The 19,682-nt window shown below is 70.3% G+C and carries 17 protein-coding genes; 9 read left to right on the top strand and 8 right to left on the bottom strand.

Annotation, left to right across the window (positions count from 1 at the left end):
- Positions 1–119 precede the first annotated feature (119 nt).
- Positions 120–848: an ANTAR domain-containing response regulator gene (locus I4Q55_RS20945; RefSeq protein WP_206789888.1), complete on the top strand. Its 729-nt coding sequence runs from the start codon at positions 120–122 to the stop codon at positions 846–848.
- Between the two features lie 93 nt (positions 849–941).
- Here I4Q55_RS20945 and I4Q55_RS20950 read toward each other — a convergent pair whose 3' ends face one another.
- On the bottom strand, positions 942–1,154 hold the full coding sequence (locus I4Q55_RS20950) for a hypothetical protein (RefSeq protein WP_206789889.1): 213 nt from the start codon (positions 1,152–1,154) through the stop codon (positions 942–944).
- 169 nt (positions 1,155–1,323) lie between these two features.
- Here I4Q55_RS20950 and I4Q55_RS20955 point away from each other — a divergent pair, with 169 nt between their 5' ends.
- Genes I4Q55_RS20955 through ligD form a run of 3 tightly spaced genes read left to right on the top strand, consistent with a single transcriptional unit; the run spans position 1,324 to position 3,364 of the window.
- On the top strand, positions 1,324–1,521 hold the full coding sequence (locus tag I4Q55_RS20955; protein WP_206789890.1) for a hypothetical protein: 198 nt from the start codon (positions 1,324–1,326) through the stop codon (positions 1,519–1,521).
- 27 nt (positions 1,522–1,548) lie between these two features.
- Entirely contained in the window at positions 1,549–2,475 is a 927-nt protein-coding gene (locus I4Q55_RS20960; protein WP_206789891.1) for a Ku protein, read from the top strand.
- 25 nt (positions 2,476–2,500) lie between these two features.
- Entirely contained in the window at positions 2,501–3,364 is an 864-nt protein-coding gene (ligD, locus tag I4Q55_RS20965) for a non-homologous end-joining DNA ligase (protein WP_206789892.1), read from the top strand.
- Here the strand turns inward: ligD and I4Q55_RS20970 are convergent.
- On the bottom strand, positions 3,357–3,989 hold the full coding sequence (locus tag I4Q55_RS20970) for a UdgX family uracil-DNA binding protein (RefSeq protein ID WP_206789893.1): 633 nt from the start codon (positions 3,987–3,989) through the stop codon (positions 3,357–3,359). The two genes, ligD and I4Q55_RS20970, sit on opposite strands and share 8 nt — an antisense overlap.
- Before the next feature lie 87 nt (positions 3,990–4,076).
- Between I4Q55_RS20970 and I4Q55_RS20975 the strand changes: the two genes are divergently transcribed.
- A complete protein-coding gene (locus tag I4Q55_RS20975) occupies positions 4,077–4,493 on the top strand; it encodes a CBS domain-containing protein (RefSeq protein ID WP_206789894.1) in 417 nt (138 codons plus the stop codon).
- A 63-nt stretch (positions 4,494–4,556) separates the two neighbouring features.
- On the opposite strand, the gene I4Q55_RS20980 is transcribed toward I4Q55_RS20975, so the two are convergent.
- The 6 genes from I4Q55_RS20980 to I4Q55_RS21005 form a co-directional block, all read right to left on the bottom strand.
- A complete protein-coding gene (locus I4Q55_RS20980; RefSeq protein WP_206789895.1) occupies positions 4,557–4,862 on the bottom strand; it encodes a DUF3040 domain-containing protein in 306 nt (101 codons plus the stop codon).
- A gap of 64 nt (positions 4,863–4,926) precedes the next feature.
- Positions 4,927–6,693: an IlvD/Edd family dehydratase gene (locus I4Q55_RS20985; RefSeq protein WP_206789897.1), complete on the bottom strand. Its 1,767-nt coding sequence runs from the start codon at positions 6,691–6,693 to the stop codon at positions 4,927–4,929.
- Positions 6,694–6,833: 140 nt separating this feature from the next.
- Positions 6,834–8,240 carry a GH1 family beta-glucosidase gene (locus tag I4Q55_RS20990; protein WP_242546372.1) on the bottom strand — a complete coding sequence of 469 codons (1,407 nt, stop codon included), beginning with the start codon at positions 8,238–8,240 and terminating at the stop codon, positions 6,834–6,836.
- Positions 8,241–8,242: 2 nt separating this feature from the next.
- Positions 8,243–9,130 (bottom strand): carbohydrate ABC transporter permease, encoded by an 888-nt coding sequence (locus I4Q55_RS20995; RefSeq protein ID WP_206789899.1) that lies wholly within the window; start codon positions 9,128–9,130, stop codon positions 8,243–8,245.
- Positions 9,127–10,116 (bottom strand): carbohydrate ABC transporter permease, encoded by a 990-nt coding sequence (locus tag I4Q55_RS21000; RefSeq protein ID WP_206789900.1) that lies wholly within the window; start codon positions 10,114–10,116, stop codon positions 9,127–9,129. Before I4Q55_RS21000 ends, I4Q55_RS20995 begins: the two co-directional genes overlap by 4 nt.
- A gap of 4 nt (positions 10,117–10,120) precedes the next feature.
- The gene (locus tag I4Q55_RS21005) at positions 10,121–11,425 is read right to left on the bottom strand and encodes an ABC transporter substrate-binding protein (RefSeq protein WP_206789901.1); all 1,305 of its coding nucleotides are present in this window, start codon (positions 11,423–11,425) and stop codon (positions 10,121–10,123) included.
- A gap of 250 nt (positions 11,426–11,675) precedes the next feature.
- Between I4Q55_RS21005 and I4Q55_RS21010 the strand changes: the two genes are divergently transcribed.
- The 4 genes from I4Q55_RS21010 (at position 11,676) to I4Q55_RS21025 (ending at position 19,472) form a co-directional block, all read left to right on the top strand.
- Positions 11,676–12,671, top strand: coding sequence for a LacI family DNA-binding transcriptional regulator (locus tag I4Q55_RS21010; protein WP_206789942.1), 996 nt, complete (start codon positions 11,676–11,678; stop codon positions 12,669–12,671).
- Between the two features lie 487 nt (positions 12,672–13,158).
- Positions 13,159–16,077, top strand: coding sequence for a glycoside hydrolase family 48 protein (locus I4Q55_RS21015; RefSeq protein ID WP_206789902.1), 2,919 nt, complete (start codon positions 13,159–13,161; stop codon positions 16,075–16,077).
- Positions 16,078–16,087: 10 nt separating this feature from the next.
- Positions 16,088–17,614, top strand: a complete 1,527-nt coding sequence (locus I4Q55_RS21020) for a cellulase family glycosylhydrolase (protein WP_206789903.1) — start codon at positions 16,088–16,090, stop codon at positions 17,612–17,614.
- A 34-nt stretch (positions 17,615–17,648) separates the two neighbouring features.
- Positions 17,649–19,472 (top strand): glycoside hydrolase family 6 protein, encoded by a 1,824-nt coding sequence (locus I4Q55_RS21025; RefSeq protein WP_206789904.1) that lies wholly within the window; start codon positions 17,649–17,651, stop codon positions 19,470–19,472.
- Positions 19,473–19,682 lie beyond the last annotated feature (210 nt).

Below are 19,682 nucleotides of genomic sequence, written 5' to 3' on the forward strand. Positions count from 1 at the left end.
ATCGGGATGCAGTAATCTCGCGCTGGACCCGTTAAAGCGCTAGCGGCCCACTAGTGGCGCGCGCCCGGGTCCTCCCTGGTTGAGAGCGCCCTGTCGGAAGAAGAAGGGGCGTCACCAGGATGACGGGCGGCGATGAGCAGCTCACCGCGCGGCTGGACGAAGTCACGCTCGCGATGGAGTCGCTGACCGCGATGCTGGACAGCGAGCTCGACCTCGGCCAGATGCTGCAGGCGGTGTGCGACCACGTCGTGCAGGTGGTGCCGGGGGCCGACATGGCCAGCATCACCCTGGTGCGCGAAGGGGTGCCGGAGACGGTGGCCAGCACCGACCAGCGGGCGGTGAACTTCGACCGCGAGCAGTACCGGATCGGGGACGGGCCGTGCCTGCGCGCCGCCGAGACGGGCCAGCCGGTCCGCGTCGGCGTCGGCGCGGTCGGGGACCTGTGGCCGCAGTTCGTCTCCTCGGCGGAGCAGCTGGGCGTGGCCAGCTTCCTCGCCGCGCCGCTGACGGTGGACGAGGACATGTCCGGCGCGGTGAACCTGTTCGGGTTCGGCGAGCACGGCTTCAGCGAGCTGGGCACCAAGATCCTCGAGCTGTACACGGCGACGGTGGTGATCGGCCTGCGTAGCGCGCGACGCTACTTCGCGGCGCGCGAGCTGGTCGACCAGCTCAACCGCGCGCTGGAGACCCGCGCGGTGATCGACCAGGCCAAGGGGATCCTGATGGCCGCGCACCGGATCACGGCGGAGGAAGCCTTCCAGCGGCTGGTGAAGCGCTCCCAGGACGGCAACCGGAAGCTCCACGAGGTGGCGGCGGAGTTCGTGGCGGCGGTGGCGACGACGGCGTGACCTGCTCGGCGTACCCGGAGGGGCGCCGGTGTACCCGGAGGGTGGCTGTCCAGGTACGCGGGACGGGTGTCGGATGCCGAGCGGCCGGCGTCGTCAGCCGGCCGGGACCTCGTCCGGGGGTGCCTCCGACTCGACCGGTGCCGGGTCCGGGCGCGGCTTGCCGCGCTGGCACGTCGTGCACACCAGGGTGCGGCCGAGCACCGTGCCGTCGTCCGCGACCACCTGGGCCACGTGCATCGTCCGGAAGCCGCAGACCTCGCACGGCAGTGAGCCGTCTTCGCGGCTGATGCGGAGCTGGGTGCCCATCCGGCCTCCTGCTGTGACGTGGGTCTCACCACCTTGCCCGTCTTCGGCGCCGGACCTGGGGGAATTCACTCGTTCGGCCTAGTCGAGCCGGATCTTCGGAGTCCGCCGTGTTGCCCGCGGTGATCCGGGGTAACCCGCCGGCGAACGGACTGCCGGAGGGGAGCGAAAGATGCGGGACAAGCGCAACGATCTGCGGCCGGTGGCGGACCTGCTGGCCGACGGCGGGGACTCGCCGGAACTGGAGCGCACGCGCCACAAGGCGGCGCTGGCCGTGGCCGCCCGGGCGAAGGACCCCGAGGACTGCGCGCGGCTGCTCGAGATGCTGGGGCTGCACCGGAGCAGCCGCCGCAGCAGCGACGTCGCCTGAGCCGGGACGCGGGGCGAGGAGGACGACATGGCCCGACCGGTGTGGAGCGGCGCGCTGAGCCTGGGGCTGGTCACCGTGCCGGTGGAGCTGTACCCGGCGGTGGCGGACCACACGATCCACTTCCACCAGTTCGAACGCGGGACGTCGGACCGCATCCGCAACCGCCGGGTCAACGAGCGGACCGGCGAAGAGGTCACCCAGGACGAGATCGTCAAGGGCTACGACCTCGGCGGCGGGGACCACGTGCTCGTCGAACCGGACGAGCTGGACGAGATCGCGCCCGAGCGGTCGCGCCGGATCGACATCGAGCAGTTCGTCGAGCTCGACGAGATCGACCCGTGGTTCTTCGACAAGACGTACTGGCTCAAGCCGGCGAAGGAGGACTTCGCCAAGGCGTACGGCCTGCTGCTGCAGGCGATGGACCGCAGCGAAAAGGCCGGCATCGCGAAGTTCGTGTTGCGCGGCAAGGAGTACCTCGCGGCCGTCCGCGCCGGCGAGGACGTGATGGTGCTGAACACCCTGCACTTCGTCGCGGACCTGCGGAAGCCGAAGGACGTCATGGGCACGCTGCCGCAGCTGCCGAAACCGCGGCCCAAGGAACTCGACATGGCGCTCGCGCTCGTCGACGAGATGACCGCGCCCTGGAAACCCGAGGACTACCGCGACGAGTACTCGAAGCGCGTCGAAGAGCTGATCAAGGCGAAGGAAGCCGGCAAGGAGATCACCCACGAGGAGGAGCCGGAGCCCTCGGCCGACGTCGTCGACCTGTTCGAGGCGCTGTCGCGCAGCGTCAAGAACCGCAAGAGCGGCGGCAAGGAACCGAAGAAGAAGGCCGGGAAGAAGCTGGCCGAGCTGTCCAAGTCCGAGTTGGACAAGCTGGCCCGTGAGCAGGGCGTGAAGGGCCGGTCGAAGATGACGCGGGCCGAGCTCGAGAAGGCCCTGAAGGCGTCGTGACCGCCGACGTCGTACGGGTGCGCACGTGAAGACTTCCCACCCGGACAAGGTGTTCTACCCCGGCGACGGGCTGACCAAGGGCGATGTCGTCGAGTACTACCGCGCCGTCGCGAACGTCATGCTGCCGCACCTGCGCGGCCGCCCGCTGACGCTGCGGCGCTTCCCCGACGGCATCGGCGAGCAGGGCTGGTTCCAGAAGCACCCGGGGGAGCACTTCCCGGACTCGATCCGCGTCGAACGGGTGCCCCGGCGCGGCGGTGGCACCGACGAATACGTCGTGTGCGAGGACGCCGAGACACTGGCGTACCTGGCGAACCAGGGAACCGTGGAGTTCCACGTCTGGCTGTCCACTGTGGATGCTCCAGAGCGCCCGGACCGGTTGGTGCTGGACCTCGACCCGCCGGAAGGCACGCCGGTCGCGGAGCTGCGCGCCGTCGCCCGGCGCATCCGCGACCACTACGAGCGGGCCGGCCTGACCGCGTTCGTCCAGGCCACCGGCGGCCGCGGGTTCCATGTGCTCGCGCCGCTGGACGCGAAGTCGGACACGGAGGTGGTGCTGGAGCTGTCCCGCGCCCTCGCCGACCGGGTCGCGGCGGCTGATCCGGACCGGCTGACCACGGCTCAGCGCAAGGAAAAACGCGGCGACCGGATCTTCCTGGACGCCAACCGCAACGGGTACGCGCAGACGGTCGTCGCGCCGTACTCGCTGCGGGCCCGCCCGGGGGCCGCGGCCGCCACCCCGCTGGACTGGCGCGAGCTGGGCAAGGCGGCGCCGGACGGCTGGGCGCTGGGCAAGGAGAGGCAGCGGCTGGCCCGCAAGGAGGACCCCTGGCGGAACCTCGACGAGCACGCGGGCTCGGCCGAGCAGGCGCTGAAGGGCCTCACCTGAGCAGCTTCGCCGCGGCCTGCAGATCGGCGACGAAGCCCGCGTAGGCGTCGTCCCGGTCCGGGGCCCGCAGCACCGCCGACGGGTGGACCGTGGCCATCGCCGAGGGCACCAGATCGGCGACGTCCGCCGGTGCTTCCAGGGGCTCGCCGCGGTGGGCGGTGAGCCGGAACTTCGGGCCCAGCAACGACTGCGCGGCCGTCGCGCCCAGCAGCAGCACCAGCTCCGGGCGCACCGCGCGCAGCTCGGCCAGCAGCCACGGGCGGCACGCGACCACCTCGGTGCGGCCCGGCTTCTGGTGGATGCGGCGCTTCCCGCGTTCGTCGCGCTTGAACTTGAAGTGCTTGACCGCGTTGGTGACGTACAACGACCGCCGGTCGAAGCCGGCTTCGGCGAAGGCGCGGTCCAGCAGCTTGCCGGCCGGCCCCACGAACGGCTCGCCCGCGAGGTCCTCCTTGTCGCCCGGCTGCTCGCCGACGACGAGGACCGTCGCCCCGGCGTCGCCCTCGCCGAAGACGGTTTGCGTGGCGTCCTGGTAGAGCGGGCAGCCCTGGCACCCGGACGCCGCCGACCGCAACCGGTCGAGGTCGGTGGTGTCCGGTGGCTCGGCACCGCGGGAATCCGGCATGCCTCCGGAAATTCCCCGTCCGCGGCACGGGTAAACCCCGCCGGTCCGGGTAGCCGGAGGACAACGCCCCAGAGAAAGGAGTTCACGATGACCACCGCACGCGACATCATGACGTCCGACGCGACCTGCGCCCGGGAGTCCGACACCGTGCACGACGCCGCGGTCACCATGGCGCAGAAAGGCGTCGGCGCCCTGCCGATCTGCGGTGAGGACAACCGGCTCAAGGGCATGATCACCGACCGCGACATCGTCGTGAAGGTGCTGGCCGAGGGCAAGGACCCGCGCGCGGTCCACACCGGCGAGCTCGCCCAGGGCGAGGTCGTCACGATCGGCGCGGACGACGACGCCCAGGAGATCCTGCGCACGATGTCCGAGCACCGCGTCCGCCGGCTGCCGGTGATCGACGGGCACGACCTCGTCGGCATCGTCGCCCAGGCCGACGTGGCCAGGGCGCTGTCGAACCCGACCGCCGGCGAGCTGGTCGAGGCCCTGTCCTACGACTGAGTGACCCCTCCTACGCCACACGGCCGCCCCCGGCGCGAGTTCCGGGGGCGGCCGTGCCGCGCTTCAGCGGGAACCGGCCGCGGCGGTACCGTCCTCAGTGGACTCGCGGACCGACTCGGCGCGGGCGATGTGCCAGGCCACCAGGGCGCCCGCGCTCACCGTGCCCCAGAGCACGAGCGCGGCGTCGCGGGCGAACAGGCCGACGAGCAGCATCACCACCGCCGTGACGTCGCAGAGCACCAGCAACAGGTTCCAGCGCCTGGGCGAACGCGGCTTGCGACCGCTGAGGGCGGCGGCGAACGCGGGATCACTCGCGCGCAGTTCCGCCTCGATCTCGCGCAGGGCGTGCCGTTCTCGATCCGGGAGCATGGGGGCCTCCTCGCCTCGGCTATCGCTGGGGATACCCGTTTTCCGGGCGGGCGAAGCGCCGGGATCAGTGGTTGTCGCGGGGAATTCCCTTCGTCGTGGCGATGCGCTGGTAGGCGACGGCCGGACGCAGCACCATGCCGTCGCAGAGCTGGTCGACCATGGACCGCTGGATCTCCTGCCACGGCGTCTGCGCCGGGGGCACCGGGTAGCCGCCCGCCGCGGCCAGTTCCCGGTGGCGGCGCGCGAGTTCCTCGTCGGAGACGAGCACGTCCGCGGTGCCGGCGCCGAGGTCGATCCGGACCCGGTCCCCGGTCCGCAGCACGGCGAGGCCGCCGCCGGCCGCGGCTTCGGGGGAGGCGTTGAGGATCGACGGCGAGCCGGAGGTGCCCGACTGGCGGCCGTCGCCGAGGCAGGGCAGCTCGTGCACGCCCCGCTTGATCAGCTCCGCCGGCGGCCGCATGTTCACCACCTCCGCGGAGCCCGGATAGCCGAGCGGGCCGGTGCCGCGCATGACCAGCAGCGAGTGCTCGTCGACGCCGAGGCCGGGGTCGTCGATGCGGGCGTGGTAGTCCTCCGGGCCGTCGAACACGACCGCGGTGCCCTCGTAGACGCCCCCGGCCAGGTACCGCCGCCGGAACTCCGGCGAGATCACGCTGGACTTCATGATCGCCGCGTCGAAGAGGTTGCCCTTGAGGACCAGGAACCCGGCGTCGGGGGTGAGGGCGGTGTCGAAGGTCCGGATGACGTCCCGGTCGCCGGCCTCGGCGTCGCGGCAGTTGTCGCCGATGGGGTGGCCGTTGACGGTCGGCGCGTCCTCGTGGATCAGCCCGTGCCGCATCAGCTCGTGCACCACGGCCGGGACCCCGCCGGCGCGGTGGAACTCCTCGCCGAGGTACTTGCCCGCCGGCTGCAGGTCGACCAGCAGCGGGACGCCGTGCCCGAGCCGCTGCCAGTCGTCCAGTGGCAGGTCGACGCCGATGTGCCGGGCGATGGCGCCGATGTGGATGGGGGCGTTGGTCGAGCCGCCGATCGCGGAGCTCACCACGATGGCGTTCTCGAACGCCTCGCGCGTCAGGATGTCCGACGGCTTGACGTCTTCGCGGACCAGCTCGACGATCCGCAGCCCGGTCCGGTAGGCCATCCGCGCCCGGTCGCGGTGCGGGGCCGGGATGGCGGCGCAGCCGGGCAGGCTCATCCCGAGGGCCTCGGCGAGCGCGTTCATCGTGGACGCGGTGCCCATCGTGTTGCAGTGCCCGGGCGACGGCGCGGACGACGCGACGAGCTCCATGAACCCGGCGTCGTCGATCTCGCCGGCGGCGAGCAGCTCCCGCGCCTTCCAGATGATCGTGCCCGAGCCGGTGCGCTCGCCGCCGTACCAGCCGTTGAGCATCGGGCCGCCGGACAGCACGATGGCGGGGATGTCGACGGTCGCGGCGGCCATCAGGCACGCCGGGGTGGTCTTGTCGCAGCCGGTGGTGAGCACGACGCCGTCGATCGGGTAGCCGTAGAGGGTCTCCACGAGGCCGAGGTAGGCGAGGTTGCGGTCGAGCGCGGCGGTCGGGCGCTTGCCGGTCTCCTGGATCGGGTGGACGGGGAACTCGATCGCGATGCCACCGGCCTCGCGGATGCCCTCGCGGGTACGGTCGGCCAGCTGGAGGTGGTGCCGGTTGCAGGGCGTGAGGTCGGAGCCGGTCTGCGCGATCCCGATGATCGGCCTGCCGGACTGCAGCTCCTCCCGGGTGAGGCCCCAGTTCTGGTAACGCTCGAGGTAGAGCGCGGTCATCCCGGGGTCGGCGGGGTTGTTGAACCAAGCTTCGCTGCGCAGTCCCATACCGGCCAGTCTGGCAACGCGCCCCGCGGAATGCACGCCCCGGCTCAAGCGCCCCAATGTGGCCTTGGGTGCGTTGAACGCACCCAAGGCGGCCTTCGGTGCGTTCAACGCAACCAAGGCCGCCTTGGGGCGCTCGGGGATCAGCCGAGGCCGTTGAGGCCGATCACCCGGGAGTACCAGTGGGCACTCTGCTTCGGCGTCCGCCGCTGCGTGTCGTAGTCGACGTGGACCAGGCCGAACCGCTTCGCGTAGCCCTCCGCCCACTCGAAGTTGTCCAGCAGCGACCAGTAGAAGTACCCGCGCAGGTCGACGCCGGCCGCGATGGCGTCGTGGCAGGCCCGCAGGTGGGAGTCCAGGAACGCCACGCGGTCGGTGTCGACGATGTCACCGCCGTCGGAGATGACGTCGGGGTAGGCCGCGCCGTTCTCCGTGATGTACAGCGGGATCGGCCGGTAGCCGCGGTGCACCTGCAGCAGGGACTCGGTCAGCCCGCCCGGCTGGACCTCCCAGCCGGAGTCGGTGCGGGGCGCCGCCGGGTCCGGGACGAAGTGCACGTCGCCCGCGCCGACCCACTCGCCGCCCGCCGGCTCGCTGCCCGGCACCGGGCGGCCCGCGACGCGGTAGTCGCGGTAGTAGTTCACGCCCAGCCAGTCGACGTGCGCGGCGATGACCGCGGCGTCGTCGTCCCGCACGACCGAGCCCAGCCCGAACGGCTCGAGGTCGGCGACCAGGTCGTCCGGGTAGCCGCCGCGCAGCACCGGGTCGAGGAACAGCCGGTTCTGGAGGCCGTCGATGCGCCGGGCCGCGGAGACGTCGGCGACGTTCGCCGGGTCGTGCGGGGCGACCGGGTACAGGTTCAGCGTGATGCCGGCCGGGATGTCCGGGGCGTGCTGCCGGATGATGTCCATCGCCAGGCCGTGACCCAGCAGCAGGTGGTGGGTGGCGGCGACGGCCGCCGGGTGGTCGGTGCGGCCGGGGGCGTGGATACCGCCCGCGTAGCCGAGCATCGCCGCACACCACGGCTCGTTGAGCGTCGACCAGCTGGCGACGCGGTCGCCCAGCCGCGCCAGCACGGTCTCGGCGTACTCGGCGAACCGGTAGGCGGTGTCCCGGTTCGTCCAGCCGCCCTGCTCCTCCAGCGCCTGCGGGAGGTCCCAGTGGTACAGCGTCGCCCACGGCTGGATCCCGGACTCGAGCAGGCAGTCGACCAGCCGGTCGTAGAACGCGAGCCCGGCGGCGTTCGCCGCACCACCGTCCGGCCGCACCCGCGGCCAGGCCAGCGAGAAGCGGTAGGCACCGAGGTTGAGCCGGCGCATCAGCCCGACGTCTTCGGAGTACCGCCGGTAGTGGTCGGCCGCCGGTTCGCCGTTGTCGCCGCCCCGGACCGCTCCCGGGCGGCGTGCGAAGACGTCCCAGACCGAATCGGTGCGCCCGTCGGCCGTCGTGGCTCCTTCCACCTGGAACGCCGCGGTCGCGGCCCCCCAGACGAAGCCAGGCGGGAACATCAACGCGGTCTCCGCCCGAACGCTGTCGGGATGTACGGACATGTTCACCCTTTCACGGCACCTTGCATGATCCCGGCCACGATCTGGCGGCCGAGGAGGACGAAGACGATGAGGATGGGGATGGTGGCCAGGGTCGTGCCGGCCAGGACGAGCGAATAGTCGACGTAGTAGCCGCTCTGCAGCTTCTCCAGGGCCACCTGGACGGTGGGGTTGCCGGCGTCCAGCACGACGAGTGGCCACAGGAAGTCGTTCCACGACATCATGAACGTGAACATCGCGAGGATCGCCGCGGCCGGGCGCACCGCGGGCATGCAGACGTTCCAGAAGATCCGGATCATGCTGCAGCCGTCGACGCGCGCGGCCTCGATGAGCTCGTACGGCAGAGCGTCCACTGTGTACTGCCGCATCCAGAACACGCCGAACGCGGTGACCAGGTTGGGCACGATCACCGCGGCCAGGCTCCCCGCCCAGCCCAGTTCGGACATCGCGATGAACAGCGGGATGATGCCCAGCTGGGTGGGTACCGCGAGGGTGACGACGATGAACACGAACAGCTTGTTGCGCCCGCGGAACCGGAGTTTCGCGAAGGCGAACCCGGCCAGCGAGGAGAACAGCACCGTCGTCAGCGTCACCGTGCCGGACACGATGACGCTGTTGGCAAGCGCTTTCCAGAACGGCACGGTGTCGAACACCCGCGCCGCGTTGGCGAAGAAGTTGCCGCCGGGCACGAACGGCGGGATGCGCTCGGTGAGCATCCCGTTGTCGCGGCTGGCCACCAGGAACGACCAGTAGAACGGGAACAGCGAGCCGAGCACGAAGATCGCCAGCACGACGTAGGTCGCCTTGCGTGGCTTGCCGAGCGTGGCGACCTTCTGCCGGAGGCCCGGTTTCCGGGTACCGGCCGTGGGAATGTCACTCTGGAGTGTTGTCATTTCTTCTTCACCGCCGGGGTGCGGGCGATCCGGCCGGTGAGGAAGAAGTTCACCAGCGCGATGAGCACGATGATCACGAACAGCACCCAGGCGATCGCCGAGGCGTAGCCGAGATCGGCGTTCTGGAAAGCCGTCTGGTACAGGTACAGCGTCACGGTCTGGAACTGGCCGGTCGAGCCGCCGTTGCTGGACCCCGGCTGCGCGTCGAACAGCTTCGGCTCGGTGAAGATCTGCAGGCCGCCGATCGTCGAGGTGATGGTGACGAAGATCAGCGTGGGCTTGAGCAGCGGCAGCGTGACGTGGAAGAACCGCCGCCAGGTGCCGGCGCCGTCGATCAGCGCCGCCTCGTGCAGTTCCTTGGGGATGGCCTGCATGGCCGCCAGCACGATCAGGGCGTTGTACCCGGTCCAGCGCCAGTTGACCATGGTCGCGATGGCGAGGTGGCTGCCGATCCGGCTGGCCTGCCAGTCGACCGGGTCCAGCCCGATGGTCTGCAGCACGCCGTTGATCAGCCCGTACTGGGGGCCGAACAGGTTGGCGAAGATGATGCCGATGGCGACGAGGCTCGCCGCGTACGGCAGCAGGATGCCGACGCGCCACCCGGTCGCGCCCCGTAGCCGGGCCCCGAGCAACGCGGCCAGCAGCACCGCGATGATGATCTGCGGGACACTGGAGAGCAGGAAGATGCTGATCGTGTTGACCAGCGCGTTCCAGAACTGCGTGTCGGCGAAGAGCTCCGTGTAGTTGTCGACGCCGAGGAAGTCGGGATGGTCGGCCCCGGCCTCCCACTTGAACATCGAGACGTACGCGGTGTAGAGCAGCGGGAACAGCCCGACGATCCCGAACACGATGAAGAACGGCGCGATGTAGAGGTACGGCGAGACCTTGACGTCCCACCGGCTCAACCGATGACGGAAGGTGGGCCGGGGAGACACGCGCTCCCCGGCCTTACTCCCTTCTGGCGCGACCTTGTCGAGGACGGTCATCGGCTCAGCGAGTGATCTTCTTCGCGGCCTCGACGAGCTGGTTCCAGCCGTCCGCGGCCGACTTGCCCTGCTCGACCGCCTGCAGGGCGGGCCTGGTCGCGTTCTCCTGGATCTGGCCGTCGCCCGGGCCCTTGTACTGCGGCTTCTGGACCTTCTTGGCCTGCTCGGCGAACAGCTCGCCGACCTTCGTGCCGCCGAAGTAGTCGTCGGTCTTGCTCAGCAGCGCGGGGTCGGAGAGGGCCTTGACCTGGCTCGGGAAGGTGCCCTTGGCCTGGAACGCCTTGATCTGCTGCTCCGGGGCGGTCAGCCAGGCCGCGAGCTCGGCGGCCTCCTTCGGGTGCTTGGACTGCGTCGGGACGGTCAGGTACGAACCACCCCAGTTGCCGCCGCCGCCGGGGAACGCCGCGGTGACCGCCCACTTGCCCGCGAACTCCGGGCCGGCGTGTTCCTTGATGACGCCGAGCATCCACGCCGGGCACACCTTCGTCGCGAAGGCGCTCTGCTTGAAGCTGGAGTTCCACTCGTTGCTGAACGGGGTGAGCTTCGCGGACTGGCCCTTGGCGACCGCGTCGGTGACCTTGGCCCAGGCGTCCTTGATGCCCTGGTTGTTCTCGAGCGCGAGCTTGTCGTCGCTGCCGATGTAGCCCTCGGGCAGCTGGTTGACCATGGCGTTGAAGTTCTGCGACGCCGAGTCGAACCAGGCCTTGCCGCCGGACTTCTTCACGTAGTCGGTGCCGGCGGCGAAGTAGCTGTCCCAGGTGGCGAACAGCGGCTTCACGGCCTCGGGGTCCTCCGGCAGGCCGGCTTCCTTGAACATGTCCTTGCGGTAGCACATGGCGAGCGGGCCGATGTCGGTCCCGTAGCCGATGAGCTTGCCGTCCTTGGTCTTGGCGGCTTCGTACTTCCAGGGCAGCCAGCGGTCGGGAGAGGCGTCGGCCGGGCCGATCTTGCTCAGGTCGTTGAACTTCGAGCCCTTGTCCAGGAAGTCGGACAGGTGGCCCTCTTCGAGCGCCGCCACGTCGGCGAGACCCGAGCCCGCGGCCATCTTCGTGACGAGTTCCTCGTGGTAGGGGCCGCCCTGACCGATCTTGTTGTGGGTGATCTTGATGTTGGGGTGCAGTCGCTCGTACTCCGGGATGAGAGCCTCGTAACCGAACTCGGTGAACGTCGACAGCGTCAGCGTGATCTTTTCGTTCGGGTTCGCGGCCGCCGGCGTGTTGCTTTCACCGCCTCCGCTGCAGGCCGAGGCGCCGAGCGCCGTCATCGTGATGCCCAGTGCCAGGACCAGGCCGTTCCGGATCGTTCTCACGTGTCCAACCACCTTGTTGACGGGAATGAGCGCTCTCACTGCTGGGAGCCGATCTGGGAGCGCTCCCAGGTGTGGCAGAGTCTGGTGGGGGCGTTCACCGGTGTCAAGGGGTTGTAACCGGAGCGTTTCCTGCGAGGAGCGCTCCCGGACGTGGCGGAGCGTGAACGTTAAGCTGAGGCGGTCAGAGTTGCAGAGGGTGAGCGAGGGCGGTGCCGTGGGGCCTCGAGCAGGCGATGAAGAACGGCCGACACTGGAGGACGTCGCGGCGTTCGCCGGCGTGTCGCGGTCGACGGCGTCGCGGGCGTTGAACGACGACGCGTACGTCAGTGCGGCGGCGCGCGAGAAGGTGCTCTCCGCCGCCCGTGACCTGGGCTATTCGCCGAACCAGGCCGCGCGGTCGCTGGTCACGCGCCGTACCGGGGCGATCGCGGTGGTGCTGTCGGAGCCGGAGTCCCGGCTGCTCGACGACCCGTACCGCGCCGCCGTCATGCGGGCCGGCTACCGGGAGCTCGCCGACGTCGGCCGGCAGATGGTGCTGATCTTCAGCGACATCCGCGAGGACCTGAGCCGGACGGTCCGCTTCCTCGAGGGCGGCCACGTCGACGGCGCGCTGGTGTTCGCGCCGCACCGGGCCGACCCGCTGCCCAAGGCGCTGCGGCTGCTGCGCATCCCGGTGGTCTTCGGCGGCCAGGCGGCCGGCATCCGCCGCGGCGTGCACGTCGTCGACTTCGACAACGAAGGCGGCGCCCGGCTGGCGGTCCAGCACCTGGTCGCGGCCGGGCGGCGGCGGATCGCCACGATCGCCGGCCCCCAGGACCAGAGCGCCCCGATCGACCGTCTCGCCGGCTGGCGCAAGACCCTCCTCGACGCCGGCCTCGACCCCGCCGACCTGGCCGAGGAGGGCGATTTCACCCTTTCGGGCGGCGCGAACGCGATGTCGGCCCTCCTGGCGAGGCACCCGGACATCGACGCGGTGTTCGTCGCCAGCGACATGATGGCGGTGGGCGCGCTGCGCACCCTCGGCCGCGCCGGCCGCCGAGTCCCGGACGACGTCGCGATGGTCAGCTTCGACGACAACGTGACACTGGCCCCGGCCATGGACCCGCCCCTGACGTCGGTCCACCAGGACCCCCGCGAGCAGGTCCACGCCATGGTCGAGACCCTGATGCGCCTGCTCGACGACCACAACCTCAAGCCGCGCCAGCACATCCTCCCGGTCTCCCTGGCGGTCCGCGCCTCAAGCTGACCGACCCTCCAATCACGCGTGATGCCTCTCCAGTCACGCGTGATGCCCGGCCAGTCACGCGTGGAGCCTCCTCGATCACGTGCGCCGGATCCGGCTGCACGAGCCGGTGGGGCCGATCGGCCGCACCGGGGGTCGACACTCGTGATTCGGGGGTCGACACGCGTGATCGTGGAGCCGGCACGGCGTCCATGACTCGATGGGTGGGAACGTTCCGGTCCGAGATGCACGCCTTTGGCGCTAAACGGCGTTTTCCGGACACCCCGCGTGACTGATCGACTGGGCCGAACGGGTGGCGGGACGACGTTCGGGTGCGGCTGTTCAGGAGTGTTCAGTGGGCCGGCGTTCGCCGGGCGCGCAGATGTGACGTTCGGGGTCGTCGTGTCCTTCTGACTCGATTCTTTACATCCAGGTTTCCGGCTGGCTACCGTCTGCGCCTGGAAGCGCTCCCAGATCGCTGGCTCCCTACGGACAAAGGAGTTCCGCAGCCATGCGTTCCTCTCCCCGAAAGCGCGTCCGTGCGCTGGCACTGGCCTCGGCCGTGCTGGCGGCCACGGGCGCGGTGGTCGCCCCACCACCGGCGCTCGGCGCCGACATCGCCTGTTCCGTCACCTACACCACCAACGACTGGGACACCGGGTTCACCGCCAACGTCTCGCTGCGCAACGACGGAGCTCCGTTCGACGGCTGGAAGGTCGGCTGGACGTTCCTCGACGGCCAGAAGGTCCAGCAGGGCTGGAGCGCCACGTTCGCCCAGTCCGGCGCCGCGGTCACCGCGACGAACATGTCCTACAACGGCCGCCTCGAGACCGGGGCGAGCACGTCGTTCGGGTTCAACGGCACGAAGGGCTCGGCCAACCGGCCGCCCACCGACTTCTCCGTCAACGGCACCGCGTGCACCGGCGCGAACAAGGCGCCCACGGTCACCCTCACCGCGCCGTCCTCGACCGGCACCTTCTACGCCCCGGCGACGATCCCTCTAGCCGCGACGGCCGCCGACAGCGACGGCACAGTGAGCAAGGTCGAGTTCTACGCCGGTGACACGCTGCTGGCCACCGACACGGCCGCGCCGTTCGAGGGCAGCTGGGGCAACGTGCCGGCCGGGACCTACTCGGTGACGGCGAAGGCCTACGACAACAAGAACGCGTCGACCACGTCCAGCCCGGTCAGCGTGAAGGTCCTCTCCGGGCCGACGATCGTCGCCGCCCCGGCGACCGCGCAGGTCAAGCAGGGTGGCACGGCGACCTTCGCGGTGTCCCTCGCCGGCGCCCCGACGGGCCCGGTCACGGTCGCGGTGGCGCGGACGGCCGGCAGCACGGACCTCTCGGCCGCCCCGGCGAGCCTGACGTTCACCGCGGCGAACTGGAACGTGCCGCAGAACGTCACGGTCACCAGCGCCGACAACGGGGGCGCGCTCGGCAGCGCGACCTTCACCGCGAGCAGCAGCGGCTACACCGCGGCCACGGTGGCGGTCAACGAGATCTCGTCGTCCACTTCGGACTACCAGCTGGCATTCCTGACGCAGTACAACAAGATCAAGGATCCGAACAGCGGTTATTTCCGCAAGTTCGGGAACATCCTGGTGCCGTATCACTCGATCGAGACGCTGATCGTCGAGGCGCCGGATCACGGGCACGAGACGACGTCGGAGGCGTTCAGCTACTACCTGTGGCTGGAGGCGTCCTACGGCCGGATCACCGGTGACTGGGCCCCGTTCAACCAGGCGTGGACGTCGATCGAGACGTACGCGATCCCGTCGGCGGCGGATCAGCCGGGCAACTCCGGGTACAACGCGAGCAAGCCGGCGACGTATGCGGCGGAGTACCCGAGCCCGAAGCAGTACCCGTCGCAGCTGCAGTCGAACGTCCCGGTCGGGGCGGACCCGATCGCGGCGGAGCTGAAGGCGGCCTACGGCAACCCGGACGTCTACGGCATGCACTGGCTGCTGGACGTGGACAACATCTACGGCTTCGGCCGCTGCGAGGACGGCACCAACACCGCGCCGGCGTTCATCAACACCTTCCAGCGCGGCTCGCAGGAGTCGGTCTGGGAGACGGTCACGCAGCCCAGCTGCGACGTCCTGAAGTTCGGTGGCAAGAACGGCTACCTCGACCTGTTCACCGGTGACTCCTCCTACGCCAAGCAGTGGAAGTACACCAACGCACCGGACGCGGATGCCCGTGTGGTGCAGGTGGCTTTCCAGGCGCAGAAGTGGGCGCAGGCGCAGGGCAAGAGCGCGGACATCGCGGCTGTGGTCAAGAAGGCCTCGAAGATGGGCGACTACCTGCGGTACTCGCTGTTCGACAAGTACTTCAAGAAGATCGGCAACTGCGTCGGTGCGTCGGCCTGCCCGGCCGGGACCGGCAAGAACAGCGAGCACTACCTGATCTCGTGGTACTACGCCTGGGGCGGTTCGATGGACCCGGCCAGTGCCTGGGCGTGGCGCATCGGTGACGGCGCGGCCCACCAGGGTTACCAGAACCCGCTGGCGGCCTACGCGCTGTCGGCGGACCCGGGCCTGAAGGTCACCTCGGCGACCGGCGCGAGCGACTGGGCGACCAGCCTCAACCGGCAGCTCGAGTTCCTGCAGTGGCTGCAGTCGTCCGAAGGCGGTCTCGCCGGCGGTGCGACCAACAGCTGGGACGGCCAGTACGGCACGCCGCCCGCGGGCACGCCGACCTTCTACGGGATGTTCTACGACTGGCAGCCGGTCTGGCACGACCCGCCGAGCAACCAGTGGTTCGGCTTCCAGACCTGGGGCATGGAACGCATCGCCGAGTACTACCAGGCGACCGGCGACGCCCGGGCGAAGAAGATCCTCGACAAGTGGGTCCCGTGGGCCATCGCCAACACCACCGTCGGGGCGGGCGGCAGCTTCCAGATCCCGGCCGACCTCACCTGGACCGGCGCACCGGACACCTGGAACGCCACCAGCCCGGGCGCGAACAACGGCCTGCACGTCACGGTGAAGAACTTCAACAACGACGTCGGGGTCGCGGCTTCCCTGGCCAAGACGCTGCTGTACTACGCGGCGCGCTCGGCCAACGCCCCGGCGAAGACGGCCGGGGAGCAGCTGCTCACCGCGCTGACGGCGAACACCGACAGCAAGGGCATCGCGGTGCCGGAGACCCGGAAGGACTACGACCGGTTCGACGACACCTACAACGCCTCCACCGACCAGGGCCTGTACATCCCGCCGGGCTGGACGGGCACGATGCCGAACGGCGACGCGATCAACTCGAACTCCACGTTCCTGTCGATCCGCTCGTTCTACAAGAGCGACCCGCAGTGGCCGAAGGTCCAGGCCTACCTGGACGGCGGCGCCGCGCCGACGTTCACCTACCACCGGTTCTGGGCGCAAACGGAGATCGCCACGGCGTTCGCCGCGCACGTGGACCTGTTCGGCTGAGAGGCACGCGATGAAGCGACTGCTCGCTCTGGTGGTCGCCGCACTGGTCGGGGGCGCCGTTCTCACGGCGTCCCCGGCCACCGCGGCCCCGCCGGCCACGCAAGCGGCGGCCGGCACGGGCACCGGGTTCTGGCACGCCGCCGGAGCCCAGCTGGTCGACGAGACCGGGGCGCCGGTCCGGATGACCGGGATCAACTGGTTCGGCGCCGAGACGGCCAACTACTCGCCGCACGGGCTGTGGAGCCGCAACTACCGGGACATGCTCGACCAGATGGCCGGGCTCGGGTACAACACGCTGCGGCTGCCGTACTCGAACCAGCTGTTCGACGCCGGGTCCAAGCCGGTCAGCATCGACCAGGTGCAGAACCCGGACCTGCAGGGCCTGACCGGCCTGCAGGTGCTCGACAAGATCGTCGCCTACGCCGGCGGCAAGGGCATGCGCGTGCTGCTGGACCGGCACCGGCCGGACTCCGGCGCGCAGTCCCCGCTCTGGTACACCAGCGCGTACCCGGAGAGCCGCTGGATCGCCGACTGGACGATGCTGGCCCGGCACTACAAGGGAAACCCCACCGTGATCGGGGCGGACCTGCACAACGAACCGCACGCGATCCAGGGCGGCGGGGGAGCGTGCTGGGGCTGCGGCGACCCCGCGACCGACTGGCGGCTCGCCGCCGAACGGGCCGGCAACGCCGTGCTCGCGGAGAACCCGGACTGGCTGATCGTCGTCGAAGGCGTCGACTGCGTCAGCGGCACCGGCGACCCGCAGTGCGGCTGGTGGGGCGGCAACCTCTCCGGAGCGAAGCAGTTCCCCGTTCGACTGTCCAAACCGGACAAACTGGTGTACTCGGCGCACGAGTACGCGACGTCGGTGTTCGCCCAGAAGTGGTTCTCCGATCCGGCTTTCCCGGCGAACCTGCCCGCGCTGTGGGACCACTTCTTCGGCTACCTGCACAAGCAGAACATCGCGCCGGTGCTGCTCGGCGAGTTCGGCTCCACGCTCGCCGACCCGCGCGACAAGGTCTGGCTGCAGGAGCTGATGAAGTACACGGGCACCGGCACGTCCGGGATGAGCTTCACGTACTGGTCGTGGAACCCGAACTCGGGTGACACCGGCGGCATCCTCAACGACGACTGGACGTCGGTCAACCAGACCAAGCAGGCGATCCTGCAGCCGTACCTGATCCCGCCGGCCGGCTCGGGTGGCGGCCCGGCCGACCCGCCGGCGAGCTGCGCGGTGACCTACCGCGTCGACAACACCTGGCAGGGCGGCTTCCTCGCCACGGTGACGGTGAAGAACACCGGCGGCTCGGCGCTGAAGAACTGGGCGCTCGGCTGGACCGTGCCGTCCGGGACGCAGATCACCGGCGGCTGGAACGCGACCGTCACGCAGACCGGGCAACAGGCGAGCGCCAAGGCTCCCGCCTGGGCTCCCGACCTGGCCGGCGGTGCCTCGGTGTCGATCGGCATCCAGGCGACCGGCCCCTCGACCGGCACGCCGTCCGGCTTCGCCGTCGGCGCGACCGCCTGCACCACCTGACCCACCCCACCGAACAACCTAAGGAGCGCACTCGATGAGGAGTGAATTCTGGTCCGCGAAGAGGAAGTCACGGTTCGCCGTGGCGTCCTCGGTGACGGCGGCGGCGATGACCGCCGGATTGCTGGTGGCCGGGGGCAGTCCGGCGGGCGCCGCCACCGGCTGCAAGGTCACCTACACGGTCAACCAGTGGGACACCGGCTTCACCGCGAACATCGCCGTGACCAACCTGGGCGACGCCGTGTCGTCCTGGAACGTCGAATGGGACTTCGGCGGCAACCAGCAGGTGCAGCAGGGCTGGAGCGCCACGTACAGCCAGAGCGGCAAGCACGTGAGCGCGAAGAACCCGTCGTGGGGCGGGAACCTGGGCACGAACGCGACGGCCAACTTCGGCTTCAACGGCTCGTACTCGGGCACGAACGACATCCCGACGTCGTTCTCCCTCAACGGCACCCACTGCGACGGCACGCCGACGACCACGACGCCGACCACGCCGACCACGGTCACCACGACGCCGACCACCCCGACGACGCCGACCACGCCCACCACCCCGACCACGGTCACCACGACGCCCCAGCCCGGAACGCACGTGGAGAACCCGTACGCCGGGTCGAAGGGGTACGTGAACCCGGACTGGTCGGCTCAGGTGACCGCGGCGGCCGCGGCCAAGGGCGGCACGCTCGGCGCCCAGATGGCCAAGGTGGCCAACACCTCGACCGCGGTCTGGCTGGACCGGATCGCGGCGATCGCGGGCACGTCGAGCTCACGCGGCCTGCGCGGGCACCTCGACGCGGCGCTGGCCCAGCAGACCGGCAGCACGCCGGTGACCATCCAGATCGTCGTCTACGACCTGCCGAACCGCGACTGCGCGGCGCTGGCCTCCAACGGTGAGCTGAAGGTCTCCGAGAACGGCCTGGCCCGGTACAAGGCGGAGTACATCGACCCGATCGCCTCGATCCTGGCCGACCCGAAGTACGCGCCGCTGCGGATCGTGGCGGTCGTCGAGCCGGACTCGCTGCCCAACCTGATCACCAACCTCTCGACGGCCAAGTGCGCCGAGGCGCAGTCGAGCGGGGCGTACGTCCAGGGCATCCAGTACGCGCTGAACAAGCTCCACGCGATCTCCAACGTCTACAACTACCTGGACATCGCGCACTCGGCGTGGCTGGGCTGGGACAGCAACTTCGGCCCGTTCGTCAACGCGGTCAAGCAGATGCTGCAGGGCACCACGGCCGGCGTGAACAGCATCGACGGGTTCATCAGCTCCACGGCCAACTACACGCCGCTGACCGAGCCGAACCTGCCGGACCCGAACCTGAACGTCGGCGGCCAGCAGCTGCGGTCGGCGAAGTTCTACCAGTGGAACCCGTACTTCGCCGAGGTGCCGTTCGCCACGGCGATGTACAACGCGTTCGTGGCCGCGGGCCTGCCGAGCGGCATCGGCATGCTGGTCGACACCTCGCGCAACGGCTGGGGCGGCGCGGCCCGGCCCACCGGCGCCTCGGGGTCCACGGTGGACGCCTACGTCGACTCCGGCCGGATCGACCGGCGGCTGCACCGCGGCAACTGGTGCAACCAGAGCGGTGCGGGGCTGGGCGTGCGGCCCACCGTCGCGCCCCAGGCGCACTTCGACGCCTACGTCTGGATCAAGCCGCCGGGTGAGTCCGACGGCGCGAGCAAGCTGATCCCGAACGACGAGGGCAAGGGCGCGGACCCGATGTGCGACCCGGCCTTCCGCGGCAGCGAGCAGGCCAACGGCGGCAACCTGACCGGCGCCCTGCCGGACGCGCCGCTGTCCGGCAAGTGGTTCCAGGCCCAGTTCGAGCAGCTGGTCCAGAACGCCTACCCGCCGGTGCAGTAAAAGACCCCGGGCCGGGCGGTGCCGCGCAGCCGCCGCCCGGCCCGGCCTCCACCACCACGGCAACCCGGCGAGCGGGCGGTCCCGCCCGGCCGCTCGCCGCGGTCCCGCCCGGCCGCCTGACCGGCCGGACGGGACGGCGGGGTCCGGCTCGACGTCCGACGGGACTTCGGGCCGGACCCCGTGGCGCGGGCCGATCCGGGCCCGATACCC

Origin of the sequence: Amycolatopsis sp. MtRt-6 (assembly GCF_017308975.1) — a bacterium.
Classification (GTDB): domain Bacteria; phylum Actinomycetota; class Actinomycetes; order Mycobacteriales; family Pseudonocardiaceae; genus Amycolatopsis.

Bases quoted from the DNA above. Each gene is read 5' to 3' on its own strand.
- I4Q55_RS20945 (WP_206789888.1), top strand. From the start codon at position 120: ATGACGGGCGGCGATGAGCAGCTCACCGCGCGGCTGGACGAAGTCACG.
- I4Q55_RS20950 (WP_206789889.1), bottom strand. From the start codon at position 1,154: ATGGGCACCCAGCTCCGCATCAGCCGCGAAGACGGCTCACTGCCGTGC.
- I4Q55_RS20955 (WP_206789890.1), top strand. From the start codon at position 1,324: ATGCGGGACAAGCGCAACGATCTGCGGCCGGTGGCGGACCTGCTGGCC.
- I4Q55_RS20960 (WP_206789891.1), top strand. From the start codon at position 1,549: ATGGCCCGACCGGTGTGGAGCGGCGCGCTGAGCCTGGGGCTGGTCACC.
- I4Q55_RS20970 (WP_206789893.1), bottom strand. From the start codon at position 3,989: ATGCCGGATTCCCGCGGTGCCGAGCCACCGGACACCACCGACCTCGAC.
- I4Q55_RS20975 (WP_206789894.1), top strand. From the start codon at position 4,077: ATGACCACCGCACGCGACATCATGACGTCCGACGCGACCTGCGCCCGG.
- I4Q55_RS20980 (WP_206789895.1), bottom strand. From the start codon at position 4,862: ATGCTCCCGGATCGAGAACGGCACGCCCTGCGCGAGATCGAGGCGGAA.
- I4Q55_RS20985 (WP_206789897.1), bottom strand. From the start codon at position 6,693: ATGGGACTGCGCAGCGAAGCTTGGTTCAACAACCCCGCCGACCCCGGG.
- I4Q55_RS20990 (WP_242546372.1), bottom strand. From the start codon at position 8,240: ATGTCCGTACATCCCGACAGCGTTCGGGCGGAGACCGCGTTGATGTTC.
- I4Q55_RS20995 (WP_206789899.1), bottom strand. From the start codon at position 9,130: ATGACAACACTCCAGAGTGACATTCCCACGGCCGGTACCCGGAAACCG.
- I4Q55_RS21000 (WP_206789900.1), bottom strand. From the start codon at position 10,116: ATGACCGTCCTCGACAAGGTCGCGCCAGAAGGGAGTAAGGCCGGGGAG.
- I4Q55_RS21015 (WP_206789902.1), top strand. From the start codon at position 13,159: ATGCGTTCCTCTCCCCGAAAGCGCGTCCGTGCGCTGGCACTGGCCTCG.
- I4Q55_RS21020 (WP_206789903.1), top strand. From the start codon at position 16,088: ATGAAGCGACTGCTCGCTCTGGTGGTCGCCGCACTGGTCGGGGGCGCC.
- I4Q55_RS21025 (WP_206789904.1), top strand. From the start codon at position 17,649: ATGAGGAGTGAATTCTGGTCCGCGAAGAGGAAGTCACGGTTCGCCGTG.